The organism is Pseudomonas sp. 1L-C-7-B-C1, from assembly GCF_057291635.1.
On the sequence record NZ_JBXAWH010000007.1, the window covers coordinates 212,282 to 237,296 of the forward strand.

The 25,015-nt window shown below is 62.7% G+C and carries 27 protein-coding genes; 16 read left to right on the top strand and 11 right to left on the bottom strand.

Going from position 1 to position 25,015, the window contains the following annotated elements:
• Window positions 1–120 precede the first annotated feature (120 nt).
• The 3 genes from AC0Z8Z_RS13205 to AC0Z8Z_RS13215 form a co-directional block, all read right to left on the bottom strand.
• On the bottom strand, window positions 121–624 hold the full coding sequence (locus tag AC0Z8Z_RS13205; protein ID WP_485619406.1) for a cupin domain-containing protein: 504 nt from the start codon (window positions 622–624) through the stop codon (window positions 121–123).
• Between the two features lie 71 nt (window positions 625–695).
• A complete protein-coding gene (gene tam, locus AC0Z8Z_RS13210; protein WP_485619407.1) occupies window positions 696–1,460 on the bottom strand; it encodes a trans-aconitate 2-methyltransferase in 765 nt (254 codons plus the stop codon).
• 136 nt (window positions 1,461–1,596) lie between these two features.
• Entirely contained in the window at window positions 1,597–2,682 is a 1,086-nt protein-coding gene (locus AC0Z8Z_RS13215; RefSeq protein WP_485619408.1) for a glycoside hydrolase family 3 N-terminal domain-containing protein, read from the bottom strand.
• Window positions 2,683–2,981: 299 nt separating this feature from the next.
• Here AC0Z8Z_RS13215 and AC0Z8Z_RS13220 point away from each other — a divergent pair, with 299 nt between their 5' ends.
• The 4 genes from AC0Z8Z_RS13220 to AC0Z8Z_RS13235 all read left to right on the top strand — a co-directional run bounded on the left by AC0Z8Z_RS13220 (window position 2,982) and on the right by AC0Z8Z_RS13235 (window position 6,397).
• Window positions 2,982–3,329, top strand: coding sequence for a hypothetical protein (locus AC0Z8Z_RS13220; protein ID WP_485619409.1), 348 nt, complete (start codon window positions 2,982–2,984; stop codon window positions 3,327–3,329).
• A gap of 217 nt (window positions 3,330–3,546) precedes the next feature.
• Window positions 3,547–4,110, top strand: a complete 564-nt coding sequence (locus AC0Z8Z_RS13225) for a type 1 glutamine amidotransferase domain-containing protein (RefSeq protein ID WP_172612595.1) — start codon at window positions 3,547–3,549, stop codon at window positions 4,108–4,110.
• Window positions 4,111–4,307: 197 nt separating this feature from the next.
• The gene (locus AC0Z8Z_RS13230) at window positions 4,308–4,973 is read left to right on the top strand and encodes a glycosyltransferase family 2 protein (protein ID WP_485619410.1); all 666 of its coding nucleotides are present in this window, start codon (window positions 4,308–4,310) and stop codon (window positions 4,971–4,973) included.
• Window positions 4,974–5,122: 149 nt separating this feature from the next.
• On the top strand, window positions 5,123–6,397 hold the full coding sequence (locus AC0Z8Z_RS13235) for an Nramp family divalent metal transporter (RefSeq protein ID WP_216843222.1): 1,275 nt from the start codon (window positions 5,123–5,125) through the stop codon (window positions 6,395–6,397).
• A 317-nt stretch (window positions 6,398–6,714) separates the two neighbouring features.
• Here the strand turns inward: AC0Z8Z_RS13235 and AC0Z8Z_RS13240 are convergent, their stop codons facing one another.
• Window positions 6,715–7,206 (bottom strand): copper chaperone PCu(A)C, encoded by a 492-nt coding sequence (locus AC0Z8Z_RS13240; RefSeq protein WP_485619411.1) that lies wholly within the window; start codon window positions 7,204–7,206, stop codon window positions 6,715–6,717.
• Window positions 7,206–7,814: an SCO family protein gene (locus AC0Z8Z_RS13245; RefSeq protein WP_122534611.1), complete on the bottom strand. Its 609-nt coding sequence runs from the start codon at window positions 7,812–7,814 to the stop codon at window positions 7,206–7,208. The genes AC0Z8Z_RS13240 and AC0Z8Z_RS13245 overlap by 1 nt, the downstream gene beginning before the upstream one ends.
• Before the next feature lie 439 nt (window positions 7,815–8,253).
• Here AC0Z8Z_RS13245 and AC0Z8Z_RS13250 point away from each other — a divergent pair, with 439 nt between their 5' ends.
• From AC0Z8Z_RS13250 to AC0Z8Z_RS13260, 3 genes are read left to right on the top strand one after another with little or no spacing between them, the layout of a single operon-like run.
• The gene (locus AC0Z8Z_RS13250) at window positions 8,254–9,300 is read left to right on the top strand and encodes an acyl-CoA dehydrogenase family protein (protein ID WP_485619412.1); all 1,047 of its coding nucleotides are present in this window, start codon (window positions 8,254–8,256) and stop codon (window positions 9,298–9,300) included.
• Window positions 9,297–10,058, top strand: a complete 762-nt coding sequence (locus tag AC0Z8Z_RS13255) for a PIG-L deacetylase family protein (protein ID WP_485619413.1) — start codon at window positions 9,297–9,299, stop codon at window positions 10,056–10,058. Before AC0Z8Z_RS13250 ends, AC0Z8Z_RS13255 begins: the two co-directional genes overlap by 4 nt.
• Window positions 10,055–10,654, top strand: coding sequence for an SAM-dependent methyltransferase (locus AC0Z8Z_RS13260; protein ID WP_485619414.1), 600 nt, complete (start codon window positions 10,055–10,057; stop codon window positions 10,652–10,654). The genes AC0Z8Z_RS13255 and AC0Z8Z_RS13260 overlap by 4 nt, the downstream gene beginning before the upstream one ends.
• A gap of 8 nt (window positions 10,655–10,662) precedes the next feature.
• On the opposite strand, the gene AC0Z8Z_RS13265 is transcribed toward AC0Z8Z_RS13260, so the two are convergent.
• The gene (locus AC0Z8Z_RS13265) at window positions 10,663–11,394 is read right to left on the bottom strand and encodes a GNAT family N-acetyltransferase (protein ID WP_485619415.1); all 732 of its coding nucleotides are present in this window, start codon (window positions 11,392–11,394) and stop codon (window positions 10,663–10,665) included.
• Window positions 11,395–11,748: 354 nt separating this feature from the next.
• Here AC0Z8Z_RS13265 and AC0Z8Z_RS13270 point away from each other — a divergent pair, with 354 nt between their 5' ends.
• Entirely contained in the window at window positions 11,749–12,546 is a 798-nt protein-coding gene (locus tag AC0Z8Z_RS13270; RefSeq protein WP_438826348.1) for a CAP domain-containing protein, read from the top strand.
• Window positions 12,547–12,590: 44 nt separating this feature from the next.
• On the opposite strand, the gene AC0Z8Z_RS13275 is transcribed toward AC0Z8Z_RS13270, so the two are convergent.
• Window positions 12,591–13,190: a hypothetical protein gene (locus tag AC0Z8Z_RS13275; RefSeq protein ID WP_122534605.1), complete on the bottom strand. Its 600-nt coding sequence runs from the start codon at window positions 13,188–13,190 to the stop codon at window positions 12,591–12,593.
• Between the two features lie 147 nt (window positions 13,191–13,337).
• A complete protein-coding gene (locus AC0Z8Z_RS13280) occupies window positions 13,338–14,489 on the bottom strand; it encodes an ABC transporter ATP-binding protein (protein WP_485619416.1) in 1,152 nt (383 codons plus the stop codon).
• Window positions 14,490–14,732: 243 nt separating this feature from the next.
• Here AC0Z8Z_RS13280 and AC0Z8Z_RS13285 point away from each other — a divergent pair, with 243 nt between their 5' ends.
• From AC0Z8Z_RS13285 to AC0Z8Z_RS13305, 5 genes are all read left to right on the top strand, one after another.
• Entirely contained in the window at window positions 14,733–16,067 is a 1,335-nt protein-coding gene (locus AC0Z8Z_RS13285; protein ID WP_485619417.1) for an ABC transporter substrate-binding protein, read from the top strand.
• Between the two features lie 91 nt (window positions 16,068–16,158).
• Window positions 16,159–17,064 carry a carbohydrate ABC transporter permease gene (locus AC0Z8Z_RS13290; RefSeq protein WP_485619418.1) on the top strand — a complete coding sequence of 302 codons (906 nt, stop codon included), beginning with the start codon at window positions 16,159–16,161 and terminating at the stop codon, window positions 17,062–17,064.
• Between the two features lies 1 nt (window position 17,065).
• A complete protein-coding gene (locus AC0Z8Z_RS13295; protein ID WP_122534601.1) occupies window positions 17,066–17,932 on the top strand; it encodes a carbohydrate ABC transporter permease in 867 nt (288 codons plus the stop codon).
• A gap of 36 nt (window positions 17,933–17,968) precedes the next feature.
• Window positions 17,969–18,949 (top strand): sugar-binding transcriptional regulator, encoded by a 981-nt coding sequence (locus AC0Z8Z_RS13300; protein ID WP_485619419.1) that lies wholly within the window; start codon window positions 17,969–17,971, stop codon window positions 18,947–18,949.
• Between the two features lie 22 nt (window positions 18,950–18,971).
• Window positions 18,972–19,691 (top strand): SDR family oxidoreductase, encoded by a 720-nt coding sequence (locus AC0Z8Z_RS13305; RefSeq protein ID WP_485619420.1) that lies wholly within the window; start codon window positions 18,972–18,974, stop codon window positions 19,689–19,691.
• Window positions 19,692–19,712: 21 nt separating this feature from the next.
• Here AC0Z8Z_RS13305 and AC0Z8Z_RS13310 read toward each other — a convergent pair whose 3' ends face one another.
• Together AC0Z8Z_RS13310 and AC0Z8Z_RS13315 are read right to left on the bottom strand one after the other, a co-directional pair.
• The gene (locus AC0Z8Z_RS13310; protein WP_485619421.1) at window positions 19,713–20,432 is read right to left on the bottom strand and encodes a dienelactone hydrolase family protein; all 720 of its coding nucleotides are present in this window, start codon (window positions 20,430–20,432) and stop codon (window positions 19,713–19,715) included.
• Window positions 20,433–20,563: 131 nt separating this feature from the next.
• Window positions 20,564–21,091, bottom strand: coding sequence for a sterol desaturase family protein (locus tag AC0Z8Z_RS13315; protein ID WP_485619457.1), 528 nt, complete (start codon window positions 21,089–21,091; stop codon window positions 20,564–20,566).
• Between the two features lie 200 nt (window positions 21,092–21,291).
• Between AC0Z8Z_RS13315 and ppnN the strand changes: the two genes are divergently transcribed.
• From ppnN to AC0Z8Z_RS13330, 3 genes are all read left to right on the top strand, one after another.
• On the top strand, window positions 21,292–22,665 hold the full coding sequence (gene ppnN, locus AC0Z8Z_RS13320) for a nucleotide 5'-monophosphate nucleosidase PpnN (RefSeq protein ID WP_065991552.1): 1,374 nt from the start codon (window positions 21,292–21,294) through the stop codon (window positions 22,663–22,665).
• Window positions 22,666–22,905: 240 nt separating this feature from the next.
• Entirely contained in the window at window positions 22,906–23,499 is a 594-nt protein-coding gene (locus AC0Z8Z_RS13325) for a GNAT family N-acetyltransferase (RefSeq protein ID WP_485619422.1), read from the top strand.
• Between the two features lie 147 nt (window positions 23,500–23,646).
• On the top strand, window positions 23,647–24,093 hold the full coding sequence (locus AC0Z8Z_RS13330; RefSeq protein ID WP_485619423.1) for a CBS domain-containing protein: 447 nt from the start codon (window positions 23,647–23,649) through the stop codon (window positions 24,091–24,093).
• A 68-nt stretch (window positions 24,094–24,161) separates the two neighbouring features.
• On the opposite strand, the gene AC0Z8Z_RS13335 is transcribed toward AC0Z8Z_RS13330, so the two are convergent.
• Window positions 24,162–25,007 (bottom strand): methyl-accepting chemotaxis protein, encoded by an 846-nt coding sequence (locus tag AC0Z8Z_RS13335; protein WP_420793089.1) that lies wholly within the window; start codon window positions 25,005–25,007, stop codon window positions 24,162–24,164.
• Window positions 25,008–25,015: the final 8 nt, after the last annotated feature.

The following is a 25,015-nucleotide window of genomic DNA, read 5'->3' on the forward strand; positions in this document are numbered from 1 at the left end:
GCCGGCGGGCAGGATAGCGATTTTTGCTCTAGGGACTGCGGTTTTTCTTATATCGAGCCTAGATCGAGACGTTCTATGGTTATAACCAAACGAACCAGCGGCGCACACATGACCCTTGCATCAAGGCTCGCCCTCCCAGTAATCCAGTGTCGCGTCGGGGCGCTGCACGGCCGCAAACGCACGTGCTCCATTGAGGGTGACCATCGCCTGATACTTGCCGGAGTCCGGGTATTCGCACACCTCAGGCGTTTCGCGGGTGCTGATGGATAAATACTTCAGCGGCGCGTCAGAGGTGTTGATGATCTGATGGGGGTACTCCGGACCGGGCGGAATGAAGATCACATCGCCGCTGCGGATCGGAAGCATTTGCCCCGCAACCCGCAGTGTGCCCTCGCCGTCGAGGATGACGAACATCTCTTCCTGAGCGTAATGAAAATGATAGGGGCAAGAACGCTTGCCCGGCGCGACGATGTCCACCGACGCGCCCAGCTTCTGCGCGGCGGTGTCGGTGCCCAGGCGTGCGGCGTGGCTCTCGTACAGCGGGTCGCGGCGCTCGTGCTGCAGCGGCACATCGTTGAAATTGCGAATCAGGCGCGCGGCCAGTTCGGCGGGGTCATTGCTCATGCTCACTCCATCAGGAAACGGCGGTATCGATCTCGGCTCGCACAACAGGGGCTTAGCGCAAGCCGCACGCTTCAACGTGTCGCAACGATGAACAAGCGCGGGAACGGCAGCAGCACCGTGCCGTCGTCCAGCGCCGGGTAGGCGTGGCTGATCGCCCGCAGATACGTTTCAAGAAACGCTTGTTGCGCCGCCTCGTCGAGCTTTTGCAAATAGGGCCGCAGCGCAGATCCCTTGAACCACTCGACCACCGCCCCGTGCCCGCCGGCAAGCGGGTGGTGATAGGTGGTGCGCCAGACATCGACCTCAGCGCAATGGGGTCGCAGCAGCTCGAAATAATAGGCCGCTGGGTGTCGGTCCGGGTGTTTGACGTCGCCGACCCTGCTCGCCCACTCGCTGCTCGCGGCGATTTCCCGTGCCAGACGATGGGCGGGTTCCTCCAGGTTGTCCGGCGTCTGCACCGCGAGCACGCCACCGGAATTCAGCCGGCTGACCAGCCGCGGATACAGCGTCGCGTGGTCGGGCACCCATTGCAGCGAGGCGTTGGCAAGGATCACGTCGTAGGTCTGCGCCGGGTTCCAGGCGCCGATGTCGGCCAGCTCGAATGCCACGTTTGGCAGCCGCTGACGGGCCTCACGCAGCATGTCGTCGGAGCTGTCCAGCCCCGTCACCGTGGCATCGGGAAAACGCTCGGCAAGGACTTCGGTTGAATTACCGGGACCGCAGCCGAGGTCGACGGCGATTTGTGCGGACGCCAGAGGAATGGCGGCGACGAGGTCGCGGACCGGTCGGGTGCGTTGCTGCTCGAACAGGGAGTACTGCGTGGCGGACCAGCTCATCGGGCCTTCCTTTTGGGTGTACAGAGTGGGATGTACAGAAGGGCGAGAGTAGAACGCGCGGGCCGGGAGTACAAATGAGGTGAGCGGCAAGCCACAAGCTGCAAGCTGCAAGTGGTCGGCAGCAAGCAGCGGGGGTTCAGATCATGACTCGGCGGGTCAGATGCCCGCCCGAGACCGGGTAGGACACGTACAGGCCTGCCTCCACCTGGGCTCGGGATGCATGGGCGTGGGCGCGGACTGTGTGCGCCGCTGCCAGCAGGCGTTGCGCATCAAGTGCTCGCTGAGCCACGGCATCGACGATGGCTTGGGCGAGGTCGTCCAGGCCCGCTTCGGCTGACACCAGCAACAGATGCGCGCCGGCATTCAGGGCTGCGATGGCGGTGTCGGCGATGCTGTTGCCGCGCAGGATGGACACGGCGTCGAGGTCATCGGACACGATGAGCCCATCAAAACCCAAGGTCTCTCGCAGCATGCCGATCACCGCCGCCGAGGTGCTGGCCGACTGCTGCGGATCCAGCGCCGGGAACACCGCAGGCCCGGGCATGATCGCCCCGACGCCGGCTGCAATGACCTGCCTGAACACGTCCATTCCGTCGCTGAGCGCGGCGGCGTCATCGGGCACGAATGCCCGCGCTGTCGCCGGGTCGTGCTCGAGCCGGTGATGACCGGGAAAGTGCTTGGCCGTGGCGATCACGCCGGCACGCTGCACACCCCGGATGAATGCGCAGGCAATGCGCGCCACTTCGACGGGATCGGGACCGAGATTGCGCTGATGCAGCCAGGGATTGACCCCGGTGACCACGTCGACAATGGGCGCCAGAACGAGATTGACGCCCATGATCCGCGCCGAGCTGGCCATTTCATAACAGCGCGCCTCGATGTCTTCGCTGCTCATCTGCTTCAGTTCGGTGGAGCTCGGCATGCCGGGGACCAGACCGTGCAGGCGCTGGATACCGCCGAGCTCCTGGTCCACAGCGATCAGTACAGGCGCCGCCGCGAAGAGCGCCGCCTCCCTGGCAATCACGGAAAAATGCCCATGGGTCTCTGCGCGGCGGCGCTCGAAACTCATGCTCCGGGCCAGGTATTCGTCGCGGGTCTCGCCCAGTAAAACCGCCACCCCGCCGGCATGCAGATGGCGACGCAGGGGTTCATCCAGCGCCAGTCCGGAAATCGCGGGCATGAGGACTGAGCGCGCAGCCCTGTGCAGTTCATCGTGTGGCATGTGCTCTCCGTCGATCAGGCGATGACGAGCAGAAGCCGCAACACTACGACTGCTCGTTTATGCTCACTTTATTCCTTAAACGAGCAATGTCAATCGAAACGAGCAACATACGGCGCAGTGGCGTGGAGGCTAAAACGCTGAAAAAATTCCTCACAGGCTCGACGCGCGCTGCGGCCAACAGCCATGGACGAGAGAGAAAAATTTTGATCACCCGTGCTTTTCATTTGCACGGTTGCTGGTCAACATAGGCGCCCATCGACCCGGTCGAACTGTTCCGTTTTCTTATTCAGGATGAATTGATGCGCCGTTTATTTCCGTACTCATTACTGGGCTGCGCCATGGCCGTGGTACTGACGGGTTGCAACTCCACACCGAACAACCCCTCGTTCAATTTCGACACCGCCAAGACGCCGTCCGATTACGCCAAGTGCATCTACCCCAAGTGGCAACAACTCAAGCCCGGCACGACGATGACCGAGAGCAAGGGCCACTACAAACTGCTGGTCTCCGGGAAGATCGCGTCCGATGAGATTCTCGAGGTCTACAAAGGCAACCCCAATACCCGGGTTTTCCTGTATCAACGCACCCCGCTGTCGTCAGCTTTCGGCCGTAATGCGCTGGAAAAAGCCGTTCGCGAATGCCTGTGACGACGTTGTAGATCACGCTGCGCCGTTTCGTCGCACGACATTGTTCCCAGACCCCGAAATTCGGGTGCGCGGCCTGGATTCCGGGACACCATCCTTAAGCCCGGTTACGCAATCGGGCTGAACTTTTGCTTTTCCGGCTTCCTCTGAAAGTGACACCGCCTGCTCGCAGCAGGTGCAGTTTCAACTTCAGCACTTCAATTCAGAGGAAAGCGTAAGCATGAGCAATCAATTGAACGGCAAGAAGGTTTTGATCATCACGTCCAATACCGGCATCGAGCGCGACGAACTGCTCAAGCCGCTGGAAGCGTTGAAGGGTCAGGGGGCTGCAGTCACCCACGCCTCCATCGAAGGCGGCACCGCGCAACTGTTCCTGAACGACACCGACAAAGACGCCGTCGTGACGTCCGACACCAAGCTGGCCGGCCTGTCTGCCAATGATTTCGATGCACTGGTCATCCCCGGCGGCACGGTCAACGCCGACACCCTGCGCCAGGACAGCGATGCCCAGAAGCTGGTCAAGGCGTTCGCGGATGCCGGCAAAACCGTCGCCTCGATCTGCCATGGTCCATGGCTGCTGATTGATGCCGGCGTTATCGAAGGCAAGACCTTGACTTCATACCCGAGCGTGCGCACTGACCTGGTCAATGCCGGCGCGGCCAATTGGGTCGACGCCGAGGTCAAGGAATGCCCGGCCAACGGCTGGACCTTGATCACCTCCCGCACGCCGGACGATCTGCCGGCGTTCAACGAGGCCATTGCCAAGGCGCTGCTGGCGGGCTGAAGCCTGATTCGGACGCCATAACGTAACGCCACCGACGCCGCTGACCAGCGGCGTCGGTGCGTTTGGGGTAAGGCTCAGACCCTGACAAGCGAAACGCTAGTCTTCGCAAACGAAAATAGTTGAAACCAATTTTCCCTCGCTTCGGTCGACATCGAAGGACGCCGCGATCAGCGCAGGTGCCGAGACGAGACACTTCGATGATTGGAATTATTGTCCCCGCGCACAACGAAGAAGATTTCCTGGACGACTGCATCAAATCCCTGATCGCCGCTTCCGTCCACGAAGACCTTCGCGGCGAGCCCGTGGAAATCCTCATCATGCTTGACGACTGCTCCGATGCCTCGGCCCGGGTCGCCGCCGCCCATGGCATCACGACCCACGTTTGCGCCTACCGCAACGTTGGCATGACCCGCGCGGAGGGCGCACGGCTGATGCTCGAGCGCGGTGCTCGCTGGCTGGCATTCACCGATGCCGACAGCGTGGTGCCCTATGCCTGGCTGGCCCATCAGGTCAGCCTGAACGTCGACGCGGTCTGCGGCATCGTCGATGTCGATGACTGGTCAGGTCATCCGGAACACGTGCGCCAACGTTACGATTCGCTGTACCGCCCGGTCGATGACCACCGGCACATCCACGGCGCCAATCTGGGGGTGAGTGCCGATGCCTATCGGCGCGCCGGCGGATTCAAGGCATTGGCCGCCCATGAGGACGTGCATCTGGTCGCCGACCTCCAGCGCATCGGGGCGTCCATCGCGTGGATTTCCGGGAACAGCGTCACCACCAGCGCTCGAAAGGACTACCGCTGCAAGGAAGGCTTTGGGGATTATCTAAACTCCCTGGCAGCAACCTCGTTGTCGCGCTGAGGCTTATCGGGTTCCCGCGGTACCGTTCATTGGCGCCAGGCGAACTGCCTCCCCCACCCCTTTTGACTCTTTGCTCTTAACGCCGGAATGCCTTGATGCCGCCCATCGATCACCCTGCCAGCCCTGGCGACGACACACTCGGCGGGGGCATGCCCAGCGCCAGTGTCGCCATGCCCAAGACCGGCAACTGGTTCAAGCGGCTGCTCGCGTTCACCGGCCCCGGCTACATGGTCGCCGTGGGTTACATGGACCCGGGCAACTGGGCCACCGACATCGCCGGCGGTTCGAAATTTGGCTACCTGCTGCTGTCCGTGATCCTGTTGTCGAACCTGATGGCCATCGTGCTCCAGGCACTCTCGGCTCGGCTGGGCATCGTTACCGGCTGGGATCTGGCGCGGGCCTGCCGCGAGCGCTGCAGCCGGCCGGTGTGCATCGCGCTGTGGATGGCCTGCGAGATCGCGATCATCGCCTGCGACCTGGCCGAGGTGATCGGCACCGCCATTGCGCTGAACCTGCTGTTCGGCATTCCGCTGATCTGGGGAGCGGTGATATCGGCCGTCGATGTGTTCCTTATCTTTCTCCTCATGGGCCGCGGGTTTCGGGCGCTGGAGGCGTTTGTCATCGCGCTGCTGCTGGTCATCTTTGGCTGCTTCGCGATCCAGATGGTGCTGGCCCAGCCCGATCTGGCGGAGCTGTTTGCCGGCTTCATCCCCAAGGCCGAGGTGGTCACCAATCCCGAAGCGCTGTACCTGGCGATCGGCATCATTGGCGCGACGGTGATGCCGCACAACTTGTACCTGCATTCGTCCATCGTGCAGACCCGCGCCTACCCTCGCACGGATGAAGGCCGGCGCATCGGCCTGCGCTGGGCGGTGACCGACAGCACCATCGCGCTGACCCTGGCCCTGTTCGTCAATGCGGCGATTCTGATCACCGCGGCCACGGTGTTTCACAAGGCGGGCAAGACCGATGTGGTGGAAATCGAGCAGGCCTACCATTTGCTTTCGCCGATGCTGGGGGTGGGCATGGCGTCGATGCTGTTCGGTGTGGCGTTGCTGGCGTCGGGGATCAATTCCACGGTCACGGCAACCCTGGCCGGGCAGATCGTCATGGAAGGTTTTCTGCGTCTGCGCCTGCCGGGCTGGATTCGCCGCCTTTTGACCCGGGGTCTGGCGATCATTCCGGTGATTGTGGTGACCAGCATTTATGGCGCCCAGGGCACCGCGAAATTGCTGGTGCTGAGCCAGGTCATCCTGTCGATGCAACTGCCCTTCGCCATCGTGCCGCTCGTGCGCTTCGTGTCGGACCGCAAGCTGATGGGGGATTTCGTGACCGGCCCAATCTTGACGACCCTGGCCTGGGGCATCGCACTGCTGATCATCGTGCTGAACGTGGTGTTGCTGCTGGGGGCGTTTGGGGATTAAGGCATGCCCAATAGCGAATGCGGTCTTGTGGGAGCGAGCTTGCTCGCGAAGGCGCTGGTACATCCACTGAATTTTCAGGGACCGGACTAAAGTCTTCGTGAGCAAGCTCACTCCCACCGGTTTTTCATTTCATGCAGATATTCGGTCAGGGCCGGAAACTGGATGTTGGTGGAACTGTCAGGTCCCACTGAGCCTACGCGGTGCATTTGTAGAACTGGGTTTAGCCGGGAAGACGTCGGTGTGGCCACCCTCATTTTTGCGGTGTGGCACCTCGCGCTTTCCCGGCTGAAGCCGGTCCCACACGTCGGGGGTCCTGCTTAATGAGTCATCCCATGATCATGACTCATGTCCATCGCTCCCCGCGCCGGGGCGGTGACATTCACGACTTCGGTCTCGCCCCTGGCATTCTTCACGGTCAGGGTCAGTGGCACCTGATCGCCCTCTTTGATCTGGCCCTTCAGGCCCATGAGCATCACGTGGTAGCCATCCGGGTCCAGGGCCACGGTCTTGCCTGCCGGCAGCGGCACGGCGTCGACCGGGCCCATGCGCATGACGTCGTTGGTCATGCTCATTTCGTGGATCTGCACGTCTTTGGCCACCGGCGAGCTCACGCTGAGCAGCGTACTGTCGGTGTCAGCGGTAATACGCATGAACGCCCCCGATGACGGCTGACCAGCCACCGTCGCACGCACCCACGGATCCTCGACCCGCGTCTGCGCGGCAGCAGTCAGGCTGACCCCAGCCAGAAGAGCAACCGCAACGGCACGTGAAACGAATGAGCGCGAGACAGCATTCAACAAAGCATTCATCAGCAGACTTCCATGACAGTGAGCAAATCTTCCGCACATTGCTTGGCGGAAAGCGAAGGCGACAGCCCCAGGCGCAGGTTACCCCGGGAGTCGAAAACGAAGCTGGTGGCGGTGTGGGACATTGTGTAGGTGTTTCCCGCGGGGACCTTCTCGTAGAACACGCCGAATTCCTTGGCCACGTGAACGGTTTGTTCCAGCGTGCCGCGCAGGGCGACGAAGGTCGGATCGAACTGTTTAACGTAGGCGTCGAGGACCTGGGGCGTGTCGCGCTCGGGATCAACGGTGATGAAGATCACCTGCAGCGTCTTGCCGTCTTCGCCCATCAGCTTTTTGATCTGCGCAGCGCGGGCCAGTGCCGTCGGGCATACCGCCGGGCATTGGGTGAAGCCGAAAAACACCATCGGCATCAAGCCGCGATAACTCGACAGGGTTTTGACCTCACCGTCGGTGTCGGTCAGCTTGAAGGTGCGGCCCATGATCTTGTTGCTCAGATCTTTGCCGTACTTGAAATCCAGCGCAGTGGTCGAACCGTCACAGCCGGCCAGCAGGCCCAAGCCCAACAGGCCCATGCCGGTGACCACCTGACGGCGGGTCAGAAACTCATTCATCTGGCGAACTCTCGAAAGCAGCGGCTGGCGCCCACGCCAACCCTTTTTTCGTCCACCTTGCAGTAGCGCAGGCGTCATTGGCAGTCGCAATGCAGCAGCAAGGGACGAAGCGAAAAAAACAGGTGCCCCACAGTGTCGCGCAAAACCGGGCTGAATGGGTTACGAGCGCATTTTGCCGACACCACTCGATGGCGCTGTACCCCTTGACGCCCATGGGTCGAGAAACGCCCACTGCGACAAAACCGCGCACCCGGGCGTTTACCGTCGAGCACCGTGCTGGCCTATTCTCCCTGTGGAAAATCATCCAACCGGTCCGGCAGACGAAATGTTTGAACCCCGCCCCGCTGGCGCTGCCGAATGCCATCAGCAGGCCACGCAAGCAGGCCATGCCACAGCCCGCGCACCTCGCGTCGGCGTCAACGGACGGAGGCAGTCAGCCATGCGGGACGATGCACAAGGACTTGAATCACTTTTGGCGGATTTCGCCCAGCGTGACAATCCCCAGGTATCGGCCGCTCCCCTGCGTGATGCCATGCTGCGCTGCCTCAACAGCGGCCTTGACCGACTGCCGTTGCCGGGCGGCGGTCAAACCCTCGAACGCTGGCGCCAATTGGCGACGGTGGCGGGCGTCGATCTGGCGCTGCTCAAGCTCTACGAAGGCCATACCGACGCCCTCGCGATTCTTCATGAATTGAGAGCCAATGAACTCAATGCCGCGCCTTTCGAAGCACCCGGTATCTGGGGCGTGTGGGCCGCGGAGCCGCCTGACGCCAAAGTCGGCGTCAGTCAACGACACGGCAACAAAGTGCGCCTCAATGGCCGAAAAGCCTGGTGCTCCGGCGCCCAACAGCTGGATTACGCACTGCTTACCGCCTGGGCCAGCGATGAGGCGCCGCAACTGGTGGCCGTCGATTTGAAGCAGCCGGGCGTGCGCTTCAGCAGCGAGACCTGGCAGGCCGTGGGCATGGCCGGGACCGCCAGCGGCGACGTGCACTTCGACGGCGCGGTCGGCATTTGCGTGGGCAACAGCGGCGAGTACCTCTCCCGGCCAGGGTTCTGGCAAGGCGGCGCCGGCATCGCTGCTGCCTGGTACGGCGCGGCAGTGGCACTGGCGAAGACCTTGCGCGCGCACCGACACAATGGACGGCCCGAGCCCCACGCCGACGCTCATCTGGGCAGCGTCGATGCAGCGCTGTGTGGTGCGGCGGCGGCCTTGCGCGAATGCGCCGAATGGATCGACGCGCATCCGCACAATGACGCGAGCCTGCCGGTGCAGCGCCTGCGGGCGCAGGTCGAAATGGCGGTCGAACAGGTGTGCCGGCATGTCGGCCGGGCGCTGGGTGCCACGCCGTTCTGCCGCGATCCGCACTTTGCCCGCCTGGCCGCCGACCTGCAGGTGTTTATCCGACAAAGCCACGCCGAACGTGATCTGGCGCATCTGGGCCAGCGCGTCGCTACGGGCGAAACCGAGGATTGGTCACTATGAACGAAGCACACCCATTCGGCGTCAGCGGGACACCGCTGAGCGCTTGGCAAAACAGCGTGGCGTTACGCGGTGTACGCACCATCACCCTGGAAGAACTGGTCCCACCGGGTGCGCGCCTGATCGTGCTCGCGCCGCACCCCGACGATGAGATTCTGACCTGCGGCGGCCTGCTCGCGGCGATGGCCAGGCGGCAGAACGATGTGCAGCTGGTTGCCGTCACCGACGGAGAAGGCAGCCACCCGCAATCACCGCTGTGGCCCGTGCAGCGTCTGCGCACCGAGCGTCGGCGGGAAAGCGAGCAGGCCGTCGCGCACCTCGGACTGGACGTGTCGAGGTTGTCCTGGCAACGCCTCGGAATGGGTGACGGCCAGGTGGCCGAGCATGCCGAGTCGTTGATTGCCCTGCTCAGCGAAGACCTGCGTCCCTCGGACGTCTTGCTGACCACCTGGCGCCACGACGGCCACTGTGACCACGAAGCCGTCGGTCATTGCGCGGCCCAGGCGGTCGCCAGCACCGGCGCCACGCTGGTAGAAATTCCGGTATGGGCCTGGCATTGGGCGGAACCGAACGACCCGCGCATCCCCTGGGAGCAGGCCCGCAAATTCTGGCTCAGCGATGAGCAACTGCGGCGCAAGCGCGAGGCCATCGGCGCCCACTTGAGCCAGCTGGAAAAAGACCCGAGCACCGGCGCGCCTGCGGTGTTGAACCCCCAGACGCTGGAGCGTCTGCTGCAACCTTTCGAACTGGTGTTTCTGTGAGCGTTTCCGGTGAGTATTTCGACGCATTGTTCGCCAACAGCGACGACCCGTGGGCCTTCCGCACGCGCTGGTACGAACACCGCAAACGCGACCTGACCCTCGCCGCCCTGCCGCGCCAGCGCTATGGACGCATCTTTGAGCCGGGCTGTGCCAATGGCGAATTGAGCCTGCGCCTGGCCGAACGCTGCGACGCGCTGCTGTGCATGGACCTCAGCCCCCGGGCCGTCACCCTGGCCCGCGACCGTTTGAGCGGGCACGCCCATGTTCAGGTGCTGGAAGGCTGTCTGCCCCAGGACTGGCCGACGGGGGAGTTCGATCTCGTGGTCATCAGCGAATGGGCCTATTACCTGACGCCGGATGCCTTTGGGGAAATCATCGAGCGCATTCGCGAAAGCCTGACCCCCGATGGCGCGGTGCTCGCCTGCCACTGGCTGCACCCGATCGAAGGCTGCCCGATGGAAGGCCACGAAGTGCATCAGGTCCTGGCGCGGCATCTGGCCATGGAACGCACGCTGCATCACGCCGAGCGGGATTTCCTGCTGGAAATGTGGAGCAAGGACCCGCGCGGGATAGACCTCAATGAGGCCGTTCGCTGAAGCGTGAGTTAAACCAGCCGCGGACCGATAAAGGCGTCCGCCCCCGACTCGCCCAATAATCCGTTCACGAACAGACGCGCCTGGCGGGTCAACTGGTCGATGTGCCGATCACGCTGTTTTTCCGCGTCGGTCATCGCGCGCTTGCCGTGCTGTTTCAACAGATAGCTGTGGATTTGCCGCACCTCCAGCGAGTTGTAGATCGGCGCAATGTCGAGCACGGCCAATAATCCCTCGGTCTGTTGCTCGCGGGTGTTCATCAGCACCTGTGGACCGCGCGCGCCCAATACTTGAAAGCCCAGCGCCTCGAACACCGGCACCTTGGCGACGAAGCACGCCAGCTCGGCATGGGGGTAGCATTCGGTCATTTTCTCCAGCATGGCCCGCGCCACGCCCTGACGACGGCGCGCCGTCTGCACCGCCATATACGCCACAGCGCACGCCTGCGGGTCCTGCTGGACCGGCAGATAGAGCAAAAAGCCGATGACGATCGAAGGGTCCTCGGCATCCAGCGCCACGATCAGTTCCACCGCAATCCCCCGCGATCCGTCCATCGCCTGCACGTACTGATGCACCTCATGGCCGACGCCGTATTGATACAGCGGGTACAACGGATTGCTCGGGGCGATGGCGACCATGCTGAGCTCGGTGACGTAGTCGATCACCATCTGCATGATCTGGCTCTTGATCGATTCCGGTGGTGTGGCGTCGAGGCGCATGACAGTAAACGTGGGGCTGGGCATTGTGATCCTGAATCCGGGCGATGGCGGTAGCGTACAGAGCGGTAACCTGTAGAGCGCTGCATCATACCTGCCGGCCCGGTCACGCGGCACTCATCAGGGTCTGCGCCGGCTGAAATGAATGCAGTGCGTGGGCTGACCTCCACTCAGAAGCGCTCGTCACTGACCGATTCACCTGGTTTTCGCGCCGGCTATTGCAAAATCCTTGCTGATCGCTGCAACCTCCACGGTTTGTGCGGCTCAGACTATTCGCGACAGGTAAAATCGCGCACCGTGGGCGCGTCAGTTCGAGGGAGATTTTCCATGGGTTTCAGATCATTCATCCAGTGTCTCGCCGTTGTGCCCCTGGCATTGCTGATGGCAGGGACAGCCGTGGCCAGCGAAGAAACGCAGCTGATCCAGTCGATCAATTCATACCGCAGCCAGGCCCAGCCTTGCGCCAATGTGGCGTCGAACGAGCTGCCGCCGCTGAACAGCGACCCGCGCCTCAACCTGCCCGCCAGCGGCACGGTCGATCTGCAACCCATGCTGGCCCGGGCGTCGTATCCGATGGTCAGCGTTCAGGCGATCACCCTCTCGGGCCCGCGCGATGCGCAAGCGGCCATGGCGGCGATTCAGGAGAGTTTTTGTCAGGTGGTGCTCAATCCGCAGTTCGTCGACATCGGCGTCAGCCGCAACGAACGTGACTGGCGCATCGTACTGGCGCGTCCACTGCTGGCAGGCGGCCTGGGCAATGCGCAGGCCGAGGGACAGAAACTGCTGGGCCTGATCAATGAAGCGCGCAGGCAGCCTCAGCAATGCGGCGCTCAGTCGTTTTCCGCTGCTGCCCCGCTGGTGTGGAACGACACCCTGATGAGCGCAGCCGAAAGCCATTCGCGCTCCATGGCCAACAATAATTACTTTGATCACAAGGGCCGCAACGGCGGGACGCCGGGGGATCGTGCGGAACTGGCCGGGTACATCGGCCAGCAAATCGGCGAGAACATCGCCGCCGGGCAGGACAACGCGCGCAAGGTGGTCGAAGGCTGGCTGGCCAGCCCCGGCCATTGCGCCAACCTCATGAACCCGCAGTTTCATGACCTCGGCGCTGCATACGCCACCGACCCGAAAAGCGACGCCGGCATTTACTGGACGGCGCTGTTCGGGGTGCAGTGAAGACTGATGCCGAGTGCGAGCCGCTTTAGCAGGCGGCTCCGCGATCAGAGGCCATCAGCAGCGTGCAACGTGCGCAGTTCAACGTCCGCCGCGCTTTTCTTCTGCCAGACCGGCCAGTACTCAACCCGCTTGGACTCGACCGAGGTTTTGTTGCTCTCGAACCAGCTCAGGGATTTCGGCGAGTTGGTCATCAACTTGGTGTCGGCGATCCAGTCCTTGAAGTCGCTGGACTGAGAGCTGTATTCAGCCTTCGGATCGCGGGCGACCGGCCATGGCGAGAAGCGCGCTTTCCACATGCCCATGCGCGGGATGACCATCGAATAGTAGGTCTTGCCCGGGGCGAGGTCGGCTTCCATGAAGTCCGCCGCTTCGGAGACCACCATGAAGGTGTGGTGGCCCGGCGTCGTCGGGTAGGCGACCTTGGTGCCGTTGGCCAGAATGCCGATGAACTGGGTCTTGCCGCCGGTCACGTCATACACGGAGGCATCGATAGCCTTGGCCATGAACGCGCTGCGCATGAAAACAACCTGTGCGCTGTCCTGGGGACTGGCTTCGATAACCTGGTTGTCGGCAGGTTTCATCATGGACGAACAGCCGGTCAGCAGTACGGTGCCGACCAACGCCAGAAGGTGGGTAATGCGCATTTACAGCTCCTTGAGATAAACATCCGGCCCGAAAACGGATCGAGCCCGGGGCTGTATCGGCGCTGACACTTTTCTCTTGAATGAAAAATCAGCGCAAGGCCCTCTGGAACGGGCGTCCCAAGGCGCCTTGATCGAAGCTCAGGCATATTACCCCGCCTGGATCGCCGACGCCGGAACCTGCCCGCCACTCACGTTCGCCTCGGTGTAATGCTGCCGGTGCGCCAGCGCCTGACCCTGCTCATCGAACAGATGGCAACGGTGGCCCTGCACACCGACGCGCAGCAATTGCCCCGCCTTGACCGCCGACATGCCCTCGCCTTTGACCATCAGATCATGGCCCTCGTCCGTCTGTGCGTGGGTAAACGTCTCCCCGCCCAAATGCTCGACGACCAGGGTTTTAACCGGAATCTGCGCATCGCCCTCGCCTCGATCCGACAAATGCTCGGGGCGCAGGCCTAGGGTCAATGGGTCGCCCGCTTTAACGTGCTCGGCCGTCACCGGAACCCACAACAGCTCGCCACCCGGCAGGCTGACCTGAACGCCTTCGGCACTGATGGCCGCCGCCGTGACGGGTAGAAAACTCATCTGCGGCGAGCCGATAAAGCCCGCGACAAAGCGGTTGCGCGGATGGTGATAAAGCTCCAGCGGCGAGCCCACCTGTTCGATGCAACCCTTGTTGAGCACGACGATTTTGTCGGCCAGGGTCATGGCTTCGACCTGGTCATGGGTGACGTAGACCATGGTCGCCTGGAGGTCAGCGTGCAGCTTGGCGATCTCGATACGCATCTGCACCCGCAGGGAGGCGTCCAGATTGGAAAGGGGTTCATCGAACAGAAAGACTTCCGGCTCATGGACGATCGCCCGGCCGATGGCGACGCGCTGACGCTGGCCACCCGACAATGCCTTGGGCTTGCGGTCGAGCAGCGGTTCGAGCTGCAGGATGCGCGCGGCGTTGCGCACCTTGGCTTCGATCTGCTCCTTGGGGGTCTTTTGCATCTTCAGCCCGAAGGCGATGTTGTCGTAGACCGACATGTGCGGGTACAGCGCGTAGGACTGGAACACCATGGCCACGCCACGATCGGCCGGCTCCAGGTAGGTCACGTCGCGGGCGCCGATGCGAATCTGACCCTGGGTGATGCTCTCCAGGCCAGCGATACAGCGCAGCAAGGTTGACTTGCCGCAGCCCGAAGGCCCGACGAACACCACGAACTCGCGGCTCTCGATACTCAGGTGGATGTCGTGCAAGACCTTGATCTCGCCATAGGCTTTCTCGACGCCACTCAAACTGAGCTCAGTCAAAATCGTATCCCCTGAATTATTGTTGTTTGGGCATCTTTTACGGCAATGGCGCCGTGATTTGACAGCGATGTATTTTGTCCTACGATCATTTGTAATTCGTAAATTACAAATGTCAAGGAGCTCATCAAAAGCGGCTGGCCCGCCAAGCATGCCGGCCAGAGATAACCATCAGCACCCCCTGCAGGCATCGCACGCACATGTCCCCGCGTAACCCTCACCCACAACAATAATGAGGTCACGTAAATGAAGAAGCTGGTTTGGAATGCCCTCGCCCTGTCGATTGCGCTGGGTTCCGGCGCCGCACAGGCCTGGACGCTGGAAGAGGCCGCCGCGCCATACAAGGGCACCGAAATCAAGGCGATTTTCCTCGACCGCCCCGGTTATGCCGCCGCCATCAAACTGCTGCCGGAGTTCGAAAAGAAAACCGGCATCAAGGTCAGCTACGAAACCGTCCCCTACGAGAATAGCCGCGAACGCGAGGTGCTGAGTTTCACCTCCGGCGAGCAGCTCGACGTTGTGCTGACGGACGTGGTGTGGATCGGCGAGTTCGCCGGCAACGGCTGGCTTGAACCGGTCACCACGTTCACCCAGGACGCCAAGCTCGCCGACCCGGACCTCAAGCTGGAGGGTTTCTTCCCGATCCTGCTGGAGTCCTTCGGCAGTTGGGACAAACAGACCTACGGCCTGCCCTTCGATAACTACTCCGGCCTGCTGTTCTACAACAAGTGCATGCTCAAGGACGCCGGCTTCGACCAACCGCCGGCCACGTGGGACGAGCTGCTCAAGGATTACGCGCCCAAGCTCACCGACAAGACCAAAGACCGCTACGCCTACGCCCTGCAATCGCGGCGCGGTGAAACGCAATCAGCGGACAGCTTCATGCGTTTCCTCTGGCCTTTCGGCGGTTCGCTGCTGGATGACAAGTTCAAATCCAACCTCAATTCCAAGGCGTCCCAGCAAGGGCTGCAATTTCGTCAGGACCTGATGAAATACATGCCGCCGGGCATCGTCGATTACGACCACAACGAAGCGGTCAACGCCCTCGCCCAAGGCAAGGTCGCGATGATCACCGAATGGTCAGCGTTCTACGGCACCTTGGCCGACCCGACCAAATCCAAAATCACCGACTGCCTGGCCGTAGCCACCGAGCCCAAGGGCCCGGCCGGTCTGAAGCCGGCGCTTGGCGGGTTCTCGCTGGGCGTGAACGCCAAGTCCGACGACAAGCAGAAGGCCGCTGCATGGCTGTTTATTCAGTGGGTCACCTCCGAAGCGATGGCCCGGCCGTACCTGGACGCCGGTGGCGTGAGCGGGCGGATGTCGGTGTACAAGGACGCCGACGTGCAGAAGAAATACCCGTTCGTGCAGCCGATGGTGACCTCGTGGGAAGGCGGCGTGCCTGACTACCGCCCGCGCTTCCCGCAATGGCCGGAAATTTCCGAAGTGGTCGGCGAAAACGGCACGGCGATCATGCTTGGCAAAACCAGCGTGGAAGACGGTGCCAAGGCAATCGGCAGCAGGATGGAGGAGATCCTGAAGAAGGCCGGGTATTACGACGGCAAGGTCAAATTGCTGAAGTGACGGGCTGAACATCCACCGTGGGGCGGCTGCTGCCGATTCCCACGGTGAATCAGCAAAACGCCGCGAGATGTCCGTACCCTCGAGACTTCCCATGACCAACAAGAAAAAACCACCCTTCCCGACCCTGTGGAATAACACCCGCGCGGCCTTCGCCTTTCTCGCCCCGGCGACCGTTGCCCTGGCGCTGATCGGCATCTTTCCGACGGTGTTCGCCCTGGTGAACTCGTTCCGCCAGTACAACCTGGCCCGGCCAAAAGACGCCACGCCTTTCATCGGCTTCGACAACTACCTCAATGTGCTCAACGACGCGTCGTTCTGGGCCGCGCTGGGGCGAACCGGGCTGTTTCTCATCACCGTGGTGCCGATCCAGCTGGCGCTGGGGCTGATCATCGCGCTGATGCTGCACAAGCCTGGCCTTTCCGGTTTCAAACTGCTGGCACGCATGAGCCTGGTCATCCCGCTGGCCACCGCGCCCGCCGTAGCCGGGCTGATTGGCCGGCTGATCTTCAACCGCGATTTTGGGGTGGCCAACGCCCTGCTCTCAGTGGTCAATGCCGGGCCGGTCGAATGGCTGGGCGACACCACCAACGCGTTCATTGCCGTGGCGCTGATGGACATCTGGCAATGGACGCCCTTCTGCGCGCTGGTGCTGCTGGCGGGGCTGACCATGGTGCCTAATGAGATTGAAGAGGCCGCGCGCCTGGAAACCCGCAGCCGCTGGCAGATCGTGCGCTACGTGCAGCTGCCTTTCCTGCTGCCAAGCGCGACGGTGATTCTGATTCTGCGCACCGCTGACATCCTCAAGATGTTCGACACCGTGTTCACCATGACCCGCGGCGGGCCGGGCGCGGCAACCGAACTGGTCAGCGTGTACATCCAGCGCATCGGGTTTCGGGTGTTCGATCAGGGCGTCGCGTCGGCGCAGGCGATCCTCATGCTGATCCTGACCATCGTGCTGGCCCGGCTGTACATCAAATTCGTTTATCGGGAGATCTGACATGGCCACCGTACCCGCTGCAAAACACCCGGCCGCTCCCGCTTTCGCTCGCCCACGCAAAAGGGTCAATGCCTGGCATCTGGTCGGCCTGCTGGCGATCTTTCTGTTTGCGGTGTTTCCGTTCTACTGGATGGTCGCCACCAGCCTCAAGACCCAGGCCGAAGCCCTCGCCTCGCCGCCGATCTGGGCCTTCACCCCGCACCTGGATAACTACGTAAAAGTGCTGTTCGAGCGCGACGTGCTGCACAGCCTTGGCAACTCGCTGATCGTCGCGGTCTGCACCACCGTGCTCGCCGTGGGCCTCGGCACACCGGCGGCCTACGCCCTGGCGCGGTTCGAATTCAAGGGCAAGGAAGACCTGTGGTTCTGGTTCATCACCAACCGCATGCTCAGTCCGATTGTCGTGGCGCTGCCGATCTTTCTGATGGCGCGCAATATGGGCCTGATCGACACCCATCTGGTGCTGATCCTGATCTACCTCACCTTCAACCTGCCCATCGTCGTGTGGATCTGCACTGACCAGTTTCGCGGCGTGCCGAAGGACCTGGACGAGGCCGCGCGACTTTCCGGCGCGTCCCGCTTTACCATCTTCTGGCGCATCGCCTTGCCGCTGGCGATGCCGGGGGTGGCGGTGTCAGCGATCTTCTCGTTCATCTTTTCCTGGAACGAGCTGCTCTATGCGCTGGTGCTGACGCGCAATACCGCCCGCACCGCGCCGGTAACCGCCACCAGTTTCATGAGCGGCTACGACTTGCCCTGGGGCGAGATCATGGCCACCGGCACACTGATCGTGTTCCCGGTGATCATTTTCGCGTTGATGGTCTCCAAGCATCTGGTACAAGGGCTGACCATGGGCGCCGTGAAATAGACGCCTCGCGTTACCGGCCACAGTAAGGACACCGCCGTGCAGAACCTTTACCCGGACACCCCCTTCACCACCGAAACGGTGAGCGCCGAGGATCAGCTCAATATCCGCATCGCCTGGTCCTACTACGTCAACAGCATGACCCAGCAGCAGATCGCCGACCGGCTGGGCATCACCCGCGTACGGGTCAACAAGGCCCTGGCGACCTGCCGGGAAACCGGGGTCGTGCAGATTCGCATCACCTCACCGCTGGCGGCCTGCATCGAACTGGAAGAGCATCTGCAGAACCGCTTCGGCCTGCGTCGCGTCACCGTCGTGCCCTCGCCGGACGATCCGTCGAGCATCTTCCGTGTGCTCGGCGTCGGCATCGCGCCAAGCATCGAGGAATACCTCGTCGACGGCAGCATCGTCGCCGTGGGTTGGGGCCGCACCCTGCGCCAGGCCGTGCGTGAACTGTCGGCGCGGGCGTTGCCGAACCTGACCGTGCTGTCGCTGCTCGGCGGCCTGCATTACGGCTCGGCCAACAACACGGTGGAGATCGCCTCAAGTTTTGCCGGGCTGTTTGGCGGCTCTTGGTACTACCTCGCCGCGCCGGTGTTCGCACCTTCAGAGCAGTACCGCGACATGTACCTCGAAGAGGCCTCGGTGCAAGCCGTGCTCGGCAAGGCGCGGCAGGCCGACCTGGCGTTGCTCACCGTCGGTGATTTGAGCGAGCGCTCACTGATGCTGGAACTGGGGCTGGTCAACGATGAGGACGCGCGCTCGCTGCGTGCCGCCGGTGCCGTCGGAGACCTGCTCGGCCGCTGGCTGGACCGCGACGGCATCGAAGTCGATCACCCGCTGAATCGTCGCGCCGTCTCCCTGGATCTCGAAGACCTGCGGCGAATCAAAAAAGTCGTGCTGGTCTCTGGCGGGCCATACAAGGCCGACATCATTCGCGCGGTGCTGCTGCGCAATTTCGTCCACGAGCTGGTCATCGACGAAAGCGCGGCCCGGCAACTGCTCGATCAGGACAAATAAATCCCCTTCTGGAGCGATCGCGATGGCCCATTATGACTTTGCCGGCAAGCGGATTCTGGTCACCGGCGCGGGCAAGGGCATTGGCCGGGAAACCGTGCAGTGGCTGGAGCGATGCGGTGCAGAGGTGATCGCCATGGGGCGCAATCCGGAGGACCTGGCCTCTTGCGCACACTCGGCGGTGGCGGATCTGGCCGACGTAAACGCCACCCGCGCGGCCGTGGCATCGGTGCTGCCCATCGACTTGTTGGTCAACTGCGCGGGGGTGGTCGAGCTGGAATCGTTTCTCGACACATCGGTCGAGACTTTCGATCACTTGATGGCGGTAAACACCCGGGCGCCCATGGTCGTGGCGCAAGTCGTCGCCCGCGACCTGATCGCCCGCGGTGTGCCGGGCGCCATCGTCAACGTCTCAAGCCTGGCGGCCGCGGTCGGTACACGGGACCATCTGGCGTATTGCGCGTCGAAAGCCGCGCTGGATGCCATGACTCGGGTAATGGCGATCGAGCTAGGGCCCCACGGCATACGGGTCAACAGCGTCAACCCTGTGGTGACATTGACGCCGATGGCGGACAAGGCCTGGAGCGACCCGGTCAAGGCCGGCGCGATGCTATCGCGGATTCCCCTGGGCCGCTTCGTTCAGCCCGGGGAAATCGCCGCGACCATCGCCTTTTTACTCAGCGACGACGCCGCCATGATCAACGGCGTGACCCTGACCGTGGATGGCGGTTTCAGCGCAGGCTGATGCCCGCGCCTAAAGCCCCGCTCAGCCCCACAATGTGCGGCCGAAGAACGTCAGCGTGCGATCCATGGCCAGTTGCGCCCAGACCGGATCGTATTGCGTGCCCGGAATCCGGCCAGGGCCGACGGCGGTTTCGTTGGCAAAGGCGTGGTGCGCCAGGTAGCGATGGAATTCGATGTCAACGCCGCCTTCGCTGAGCTTGGCTTCGAGCTGATCGACGCCGTCCGCCGGGAAGAATTCATCCTGGGTGCCCCAGTGCGCCATCACCGGCACCTTGATCGCGGCAGGGTCGAGGAATTCCAGCGGCGGCATGCCGTAGAACACCACGCCGGCGGACAGCTCGGGGATGAAGTTGAGTGCCAGCAGGGTCAGCGCGCCGCCCATGCAGAAACCGGTGACACCGACTTTCTGGCTGTGGCCCTTGAGGTACTGCACGGCGCCGCGGATGTCCTGGTTGGCGGCATCGGCGAAGTCGAGTTTGTCCATCAGATGGTGGGCTTCTTCTTCCTCGACCGTCATTTCGCCGCGATAAAGATCAGGCACCAGCGCCAGATAACCGCACGCCGCCAGCCGATCAGCCACGCCACGGATCTGATCGTTCAGGCCCCACCATTCCTGAATCACCACCACGGCCGGTGCGCCTTCGGTCTTGGCCGGGCTGGCCAGGTAGCCACTCAGTTCTTTGCCGTCCGGGCGCTTGAACGTGATGGTCTTGCCCGTTGCCTGGGTCGATGCTTGAGTCATGGGGTTCTCCGGATAGAAAATTCAGTTGGATTAGCAGCGTGAGACGACTGACCGTCAGTTCTACGACAGCAACACGCCGGTGAACAGCGTGACGCCCATGAAATTAATGACAGGTTCGGCGTGGGCGCCGTTCAACCGTTCTGCAAATCCGTGCCCATGGCAGCGCCGGTCATGTCTCGGCCACGCTCGTCACGTGGGGCGGAGCGATGCTCGCGCAACTGCCTTTTCAGGGTGGCCGCCGAGGGCGCGTAGAGAAAGCCGAACGACACACTGTTGCGTCGGCCTTTCACCGCGTGGTGCATCAAGTGCGCGTGGTAGAGGCGTTTTAGGTAGCGACTGCGCGGCCGTGGTCGCGCAGGCCAGTGGCGATGGACCATGCCGTCGTGAACCAGCACGTAGATCAGGCCGAACGCCGCGACGCCGGCGCCCATCCATTGCAATGGATCATGGCCGCTGTTGCCGGCCACGATGAGCGCGACCGCCACCAGGCCCAGCGCCAGCAGATAAAGGTCGTTCGTTTCGAACGCGCCGAGGTGTTCTTCGTGGTGGGACTTGTGCAGGAACCAGCCCCAGCCGTGCATGACGTACTTGTGGGCGAGAAAGCCGACACCTTCCATGGCGACAAGTGTGAGGAGAAAAATCGTGAAGTTGAAGATCATAGCGTCGGGAAGGCCGATGGGTCTGGGCGTCGAGGAGCAGCATACCGGGGTCACGGGAAATTTCCAGATTCACGCTCACAACGTTTGCTTTCCTGACCAACCGATGTAAAAAATGGCCCCATGGGTGAGCGTCCCGGACGTTCACTGTATTCGTGCCCTGCCCCTTCGCGGCGCCCGGCACCGCTTTCAAGGAATCAAGAATGGCTCCAAGACACGTCATCAACGCTTCGGTCAGCCCGAAAGGCAGCCTGGAAACCCTGTCGCAACGCGAAGTCCAACAGCTCAGTGCCGCAGGCTCCGGCAGCATCTACACCCTGTTCCGCCAGTGCGCCCTGGCCATCCTCAACACCGGCGCCCATGTCGATAACGCGAAAACCATTTTAGAGGCCTACCAGGACTTCGAAGTGCGCATTCACCAGCAAGACCGTGGCGTGCGCCTCGAACTGCTGAACGCCCCGGCCGACGCCTTCGTCGACGGCGAGATGATCGCCAGCACCCGGGAAATGCTCTTCAGCGCCCTGCGCGACATCGTCTACACCGAGAGCGAGCTCGACAGCCAGCGCATTGACCTGAGCAGCTCCCAGGGCATCACCGATTACGTTTTCCACCTGCTGCGCAATGCCCGCACCCTGCGCCCCGGCGTCGAACCGAAGATGGTGGTGTGCTGGGGCGGCCACTCGATCAACACCGAAGAATACAAATACACCAAGAAGGTCGGCCACGAGCTGGGCCTGCGCAAGCTGGACATCTGCACCGGCTGCGGCCCCGGCGTCATGAAAGGCCCGATGAAGGGCGCCACCATTGCCCACGCCAAGCAGCGCATCACCGGCGGCCGGTATCTGGGCCTGACCGAGCCGGGCATCATCGCGGCCGAAGCGCCGAACCCGATCGTCAACGAGCTGGTGATCCTGCCGGACATCGAAAAGCGCCTGGAAGCCTTCGTGCGGGTCGGCCACGGCATCATCATTTTCCCGGGGGGCGCAGGCACGGCGGAGGAATTCCTCTACCTGCTCGGCATCCTCATGCACCCCGACAACCAGGACCTGCCGTTCCCGGTCATTCTCACCGGCCCGAAAAGCACCGCGCCGTACCTGGAGCAATTGCACGCGTTCGTCAGCGCCACGCTGGGCGAAGAAGCGCACAAGCATTACCAGATCATCATCGACAACCCGTCGGAAGTGGCGCGGCAGATGACCCTGGGCCTTGCGTCGGTGCGCCAGTTCCGCCGCGACCGCGCCGACGCGTTCCACTTCAACTGGCTGCTGAAGATCGAAGAGAGCTTCCAGCGTCCGTTCGACCCGACCCACGCCAACATGGCCAGCCTGCAACTGCGTCGCGACCTGCCGCCCCACGAACTGGCGGCCAACCTGCGCCGCGCGTTCTCCGGGATTGTGGCGGGGAACGTCAAGGACAAGGGCATTCGCCTGATCGAGGAACACGGCCCGTATGAAATCCACGGCGACGCCGAAGTGATGCAGCCCCTGGACAAGCTGCTGCAGGCTTTCGTCGAACAGCACCGGATGAAACTGCCGGGCGGCGCGGCGTATGTGCCCTGCTATCGGGTTGTTTCATAACACTGTATCCGCCTGTGGTCATACTTCAGGCATGACACTGCACCACGCCCTGTGGGCGCCCAATTGTGGGAGCGAGCTTGCTCGCGAAGGCGGCATCACTGCCGCCAGAGATGCGCAGGCCGAACGTGCCTCTTCGCGAGCAAGCTCGCTCCCACAGGTATTCCGTTCGCTGCAGAACAACGTTGTGCCTGGAAGAGTTATTTCCACACCAGCCTCTCCCCGAAATTCCGGAACCCACCCATGATCCACATCCGCCCCATGACCGCCGACGACTTCGAGGTCTTCTGGCCCACCTTCCAGACCGTGATCCGGGCGCAGGAAACCTACGCCTACGCCCCCGACCTGACCGTCGAGCAAGCCCGGCACCTGTGGCTGGAGTACCCGCTGCACACCCTGATCGCTGAAGAAGACGGCGTGCTGCTCGGCAGTTTTTACCTCAAGGCCAACGCCGCCGGCCCTGGCGGTCATGTCAGCAATTGCGGCTACATGGTCACCCCGGCAGCGAGGGGTCGTGGCGTCGCGCGCCTGATGTGTGAGCACTCCCAGCAGTTGGCGCTGGACAGCGGCTTTTCGGCCATGCAGTTCAACTCCGTCGTTGCCACCAACGAAGTCGCCGTCGCACTCTGGCAGAAACTCGGTTTCGAGGTGGTGGGTCGCCTGCCCCGCGCTTACCGCCATGCCCGGCTCGGGCTGGTGGATTGCCTGGTGATGTACAAATGGCTGGCCGACATGCCGGCCTCGCGCAAAGCCAAAAGCCCGCTGCTGATCGGACGCAAGAACATCGAATCAGTGATCTCCCGCCCCCGGCGCAAGCCCTCTGACGGGCCTGTCTGATCTTTCCGGCATCGACTCCCCGCGCCGGCATGGCGCGTTTGGGGCGCTGCATGGCGCTTTCAAACTTGCCGGAATGCCATCTCTCGACGATTCTCTATGCACGGCCAGACGGGCCGTGCTCACAAGAAACGCGCCGGAGAGGCCAGCATGACGACCGTAGCCGAACTACTGAAGTTGAAAGACTCACACCACGCTGACGTCCATACCGTCGGGCCCGAACAGATGGTCATCGAGGCGATCAAATTGATGGCCGAGAAAAACATCGGCGCCGTGCCCGTGGTCCGGGCCGGCAAGGTGGTCGGCATCGTCAGCGAGCGGGACTACGCCCGCAAGATGGAGCTCAAGGGCCGCGCCTCGGTCGGCACGCCGGTCAGTGACATCATGACCCACGAGGTGCTGACCGTGGGTTCGCAGCACACGATCGAGCACTGCATGAACATCATGACCGACCGCCGGCTGCGCCATTTGCCGGTGGTGGACGAAGGCCGGCTGATCGGTCTGCTGTCCATTGGCGACCTGGTCAAGGCGGCCATCGCCGAGCAGGCTAGGCTGATCGAAAAAATGCAGGAATACATTCGCGGCGAAAGCTACTGAGCCCTCAGACGAAAAAGCCGGAGCTTCATGGGCTCCGGCTTTGTTTTGCGCAGTGAATGGGTCGCTGCTTAGCGAACCTTGAAGCGATCGATCATCGCCACCAGCCGCTCGTTGGAGGCCATCAGCGCGTCAACGCTCGTGTCGGTCTGCTGACCACAGCCCACCAGTTCACCGACCATGTGCCGAATGGCGATCATGTTCTGGTTGATCTCCTCGGTCACCGCGCTTTGCTCCTCCGCCGCGGTTGCAATATGCGCGCTCAGGTCATGGATGCGCAGCACCGAACCGGCCATGCCATCCAGGCCTTCGTTGACCCGCGACGTGCGGTCCGCGGTCGACTGGCAGCTGACCTTGGTTTTTTCCATGGCGCCCACGGCGGTGCTCACGCCCTGCTCCAGCCGCGCGAGCATCTCGTTGATCTCCGACGTGCTCTGCTGAGTGCGACCGGCCAGCGCCCGCACCTCATCGGCCACCACCGCAAAGCCTCGGCCCTGCTCGCCGGCCCGCGCGGCTTCGATGGCTGCGTTCAGGGCCAGCAGGTTGGTTTGCTGGGCGATGCCGCCGATGACCCCGAGCACGTCAGTGATGCGTTTGGCGTCAACCTGCATTTCCTGCACGTATTTGGTGGCGTCTTCGACTTCCGCCACCAACGCCCGCACGCTGACCGACGCTTCGTCGACGACGTCACGGGAACGCTGGGCGGCATCGTTCGCCGATTGAGTAAAGCTCGCCGTCTGCGTAGCGCTCTCGGCGACGCTGTCGGCGGTGGCGCTCATCTCGTTGATTGCGGTCACGGCCTGATCGGTTTCCGAGGCGTGACGGTTGAGGATCTGGTTGATGTTGCGCGACTGGTCCTGCAACTGCACCAGCCCGGCCGAGATCTGCTCGGTGCCGCTGCGCACCTCGACAATCATGGCTTGCT

Bases quoted from the DNA above. Each gene is read 5' to 3' on its own strand.
- AC0Z8Z_RS13215 (WP_485619408.1), bottom strand. From the start codon at position 2,682: ATGCCACACGATGAACTGCACAGGGCTGCGCGCTCAGTCCTCATGCCC.
- AC0Z8Z_RS13310 (WP_485619421.1), bottom strand. From the start codon at position 20,432: ATGACTCAAGCATCGACCCAGGCAACGGGCAAGACCATCACGTTCAAG.
- ppnN (WP_065991552.1), top strand. From the start codon at position 21,292: ATGGCTCCAAGACACGTCATCAACGCTTCGGTCAGCCCGAAAGGCAGC.
- AC0Z8Z_RS13245 (WP_122534611.1), bottom strand. From the start codon at position 7,814: ATGAATGAGTTTCTGACCCGCCGTCAGGTGGTCACCGGCATGGGCCTG.
- AC0Z8Z_RS13330 (WP_485619423.1), top strand. From the start codon at position 23,647: ATGACGACCGTAGCCGAACTACTGAAGTTGAAAGACTCACACCACGCT.
- AC0Z8Z_RS13325 (WP_485619422.1), top strand. From the start codon at position 22,906: ATGATCCACATCCGCCCCATGACCGCCGACGACTTCGAGGTCTTCTGG.
- AC0Z8Z_RS13275 (WP_122534605.1), bottom strand. From the start codon at position 13,190: ATGCGCATTACCCACCTTCTGGCGTTGGTCGGCACCGTACTGCTGACC.
- AC0Z8Z_RS13240 (WP_485619411.1), bottom strand. From the start codon at position 7,206: ATGAATGCTTTGTTGAATGCTGTCTCGCGCTCATTCGTTTCACGTGCC.
- AC0Z8Z_RS13335 (WP_420793089.1), bottom strand. From the start codon at position 25,007: ATGATTGTCGAGGTGCGCAGCGGCACCGAGCAGATCTCGGCCGGGCTG.
- AC0Z8Z_RS13220 (WP_485619409.1), top strand. From the start codon at position 2,982: ATGCGCCGTTTATTTCCGTACTCATTACTGGGCTGCGCCATGGCCGTG.
- AC0Z8Z_RS13265 (WP_485619415.1), bottom strand. From the start codon at position 11,394: ATGCCCAGCCCCACGTTTACTGTCATGCGCCTCGACGCCACACCACCG.
- AC0Z8Z_RS13295 (WP_122534601.1), top strand. From the start codon at position 17,066: ATGGCCACCGTACCCGCTGCAAAACACCCGGCCGCTCCCGCTTTCGCT.
- tam (WP_485619407.1), bottom strand. From the start codon at position 1,460: ATGAGCTGGTCCGCCACGCAGTACTCCCTGTTCGAGCAGCAACGCACC.
- AC0Z8Z_RS13270 (WP_438826348.1), top strand. From the start codon at position 11,749: ATGGCAGGGACAGCCGTGGCCAGCGAAGAAACGCAGCTGATCCAGTCG.
- AC0Z8Z_RS13230 (WP_485619410.1), top strand. From the start codon at position 4,308: ATGATTGGAATTATTGTCCCCGCGCACAACGAAGAAGATTTCCTGGAC.
- AC0Z8Z_RS13285 (WP_485619417.1), top strand. From the start codon at position 14,733: ATGAAGAAGCTGGTTTGGAATGCCCTCGCCCTGTCGATTGCGCTGGGT.
- AC0Z8Z_RS13255 (WP_485619413.1), top strand. From the start codon at position 9,297: ATGAACGAAGCACACCCATTCGGCGTCAGCGGGACACCGCTGAGCGCT.
- AC0Z8Z_RS13290 (WP_485619418.1), top strand. From the start codon at position 16,159: ATGACCAACAAGAAAAAACCACCCTTCCCGACCCTGTGGAATAACACC.
- AC0Z8Z_RS13305 (WP_485619420.1), top strand. From the start codon at position 18,972: ATGGCCCATTATGACTTTGCCGGCAAGCGGATTCTGGTCACCGGCGCG.
- AC0Z8Z_RS13235 (WP_216843222.1), top strand. From the start codon at position 5,123: ATGCCCAGCGCCAGTGTCGCCATGCCCAAGACCGGCAACTGGTTCAAG.
- AC0Z8Z_RS13205 (WP_485619406.1), bottom strand. From the start codon at position 624: ATGAGCAATGACCCCGCCGAACTGGCCGCGCGCCTGATTCGCAATTTC.
- AC0Z8Z_RS13315 (WP_485619457.1), bottom strand. From the start codon at position 21,091: ATGATCTTCAACTTCACGATTTTTCTCCTCACACTTGTCGCCATGGAA.
- AC0Z8Z_RS13250 (WP_485619412.1), top strand. From the start codon at position 8,254: ATGCGGGACGATGCACAAGGACTTGAATCACTTTTGGCGGATTTCGCC.
- AC0Z8Z_RS13225 (WP_172612595.1), top strand. From the start codon at position 3,547: ATGAGCAATCAATTGAACGGCAAGAAGGTTTTGATCATCACGTCCAAT.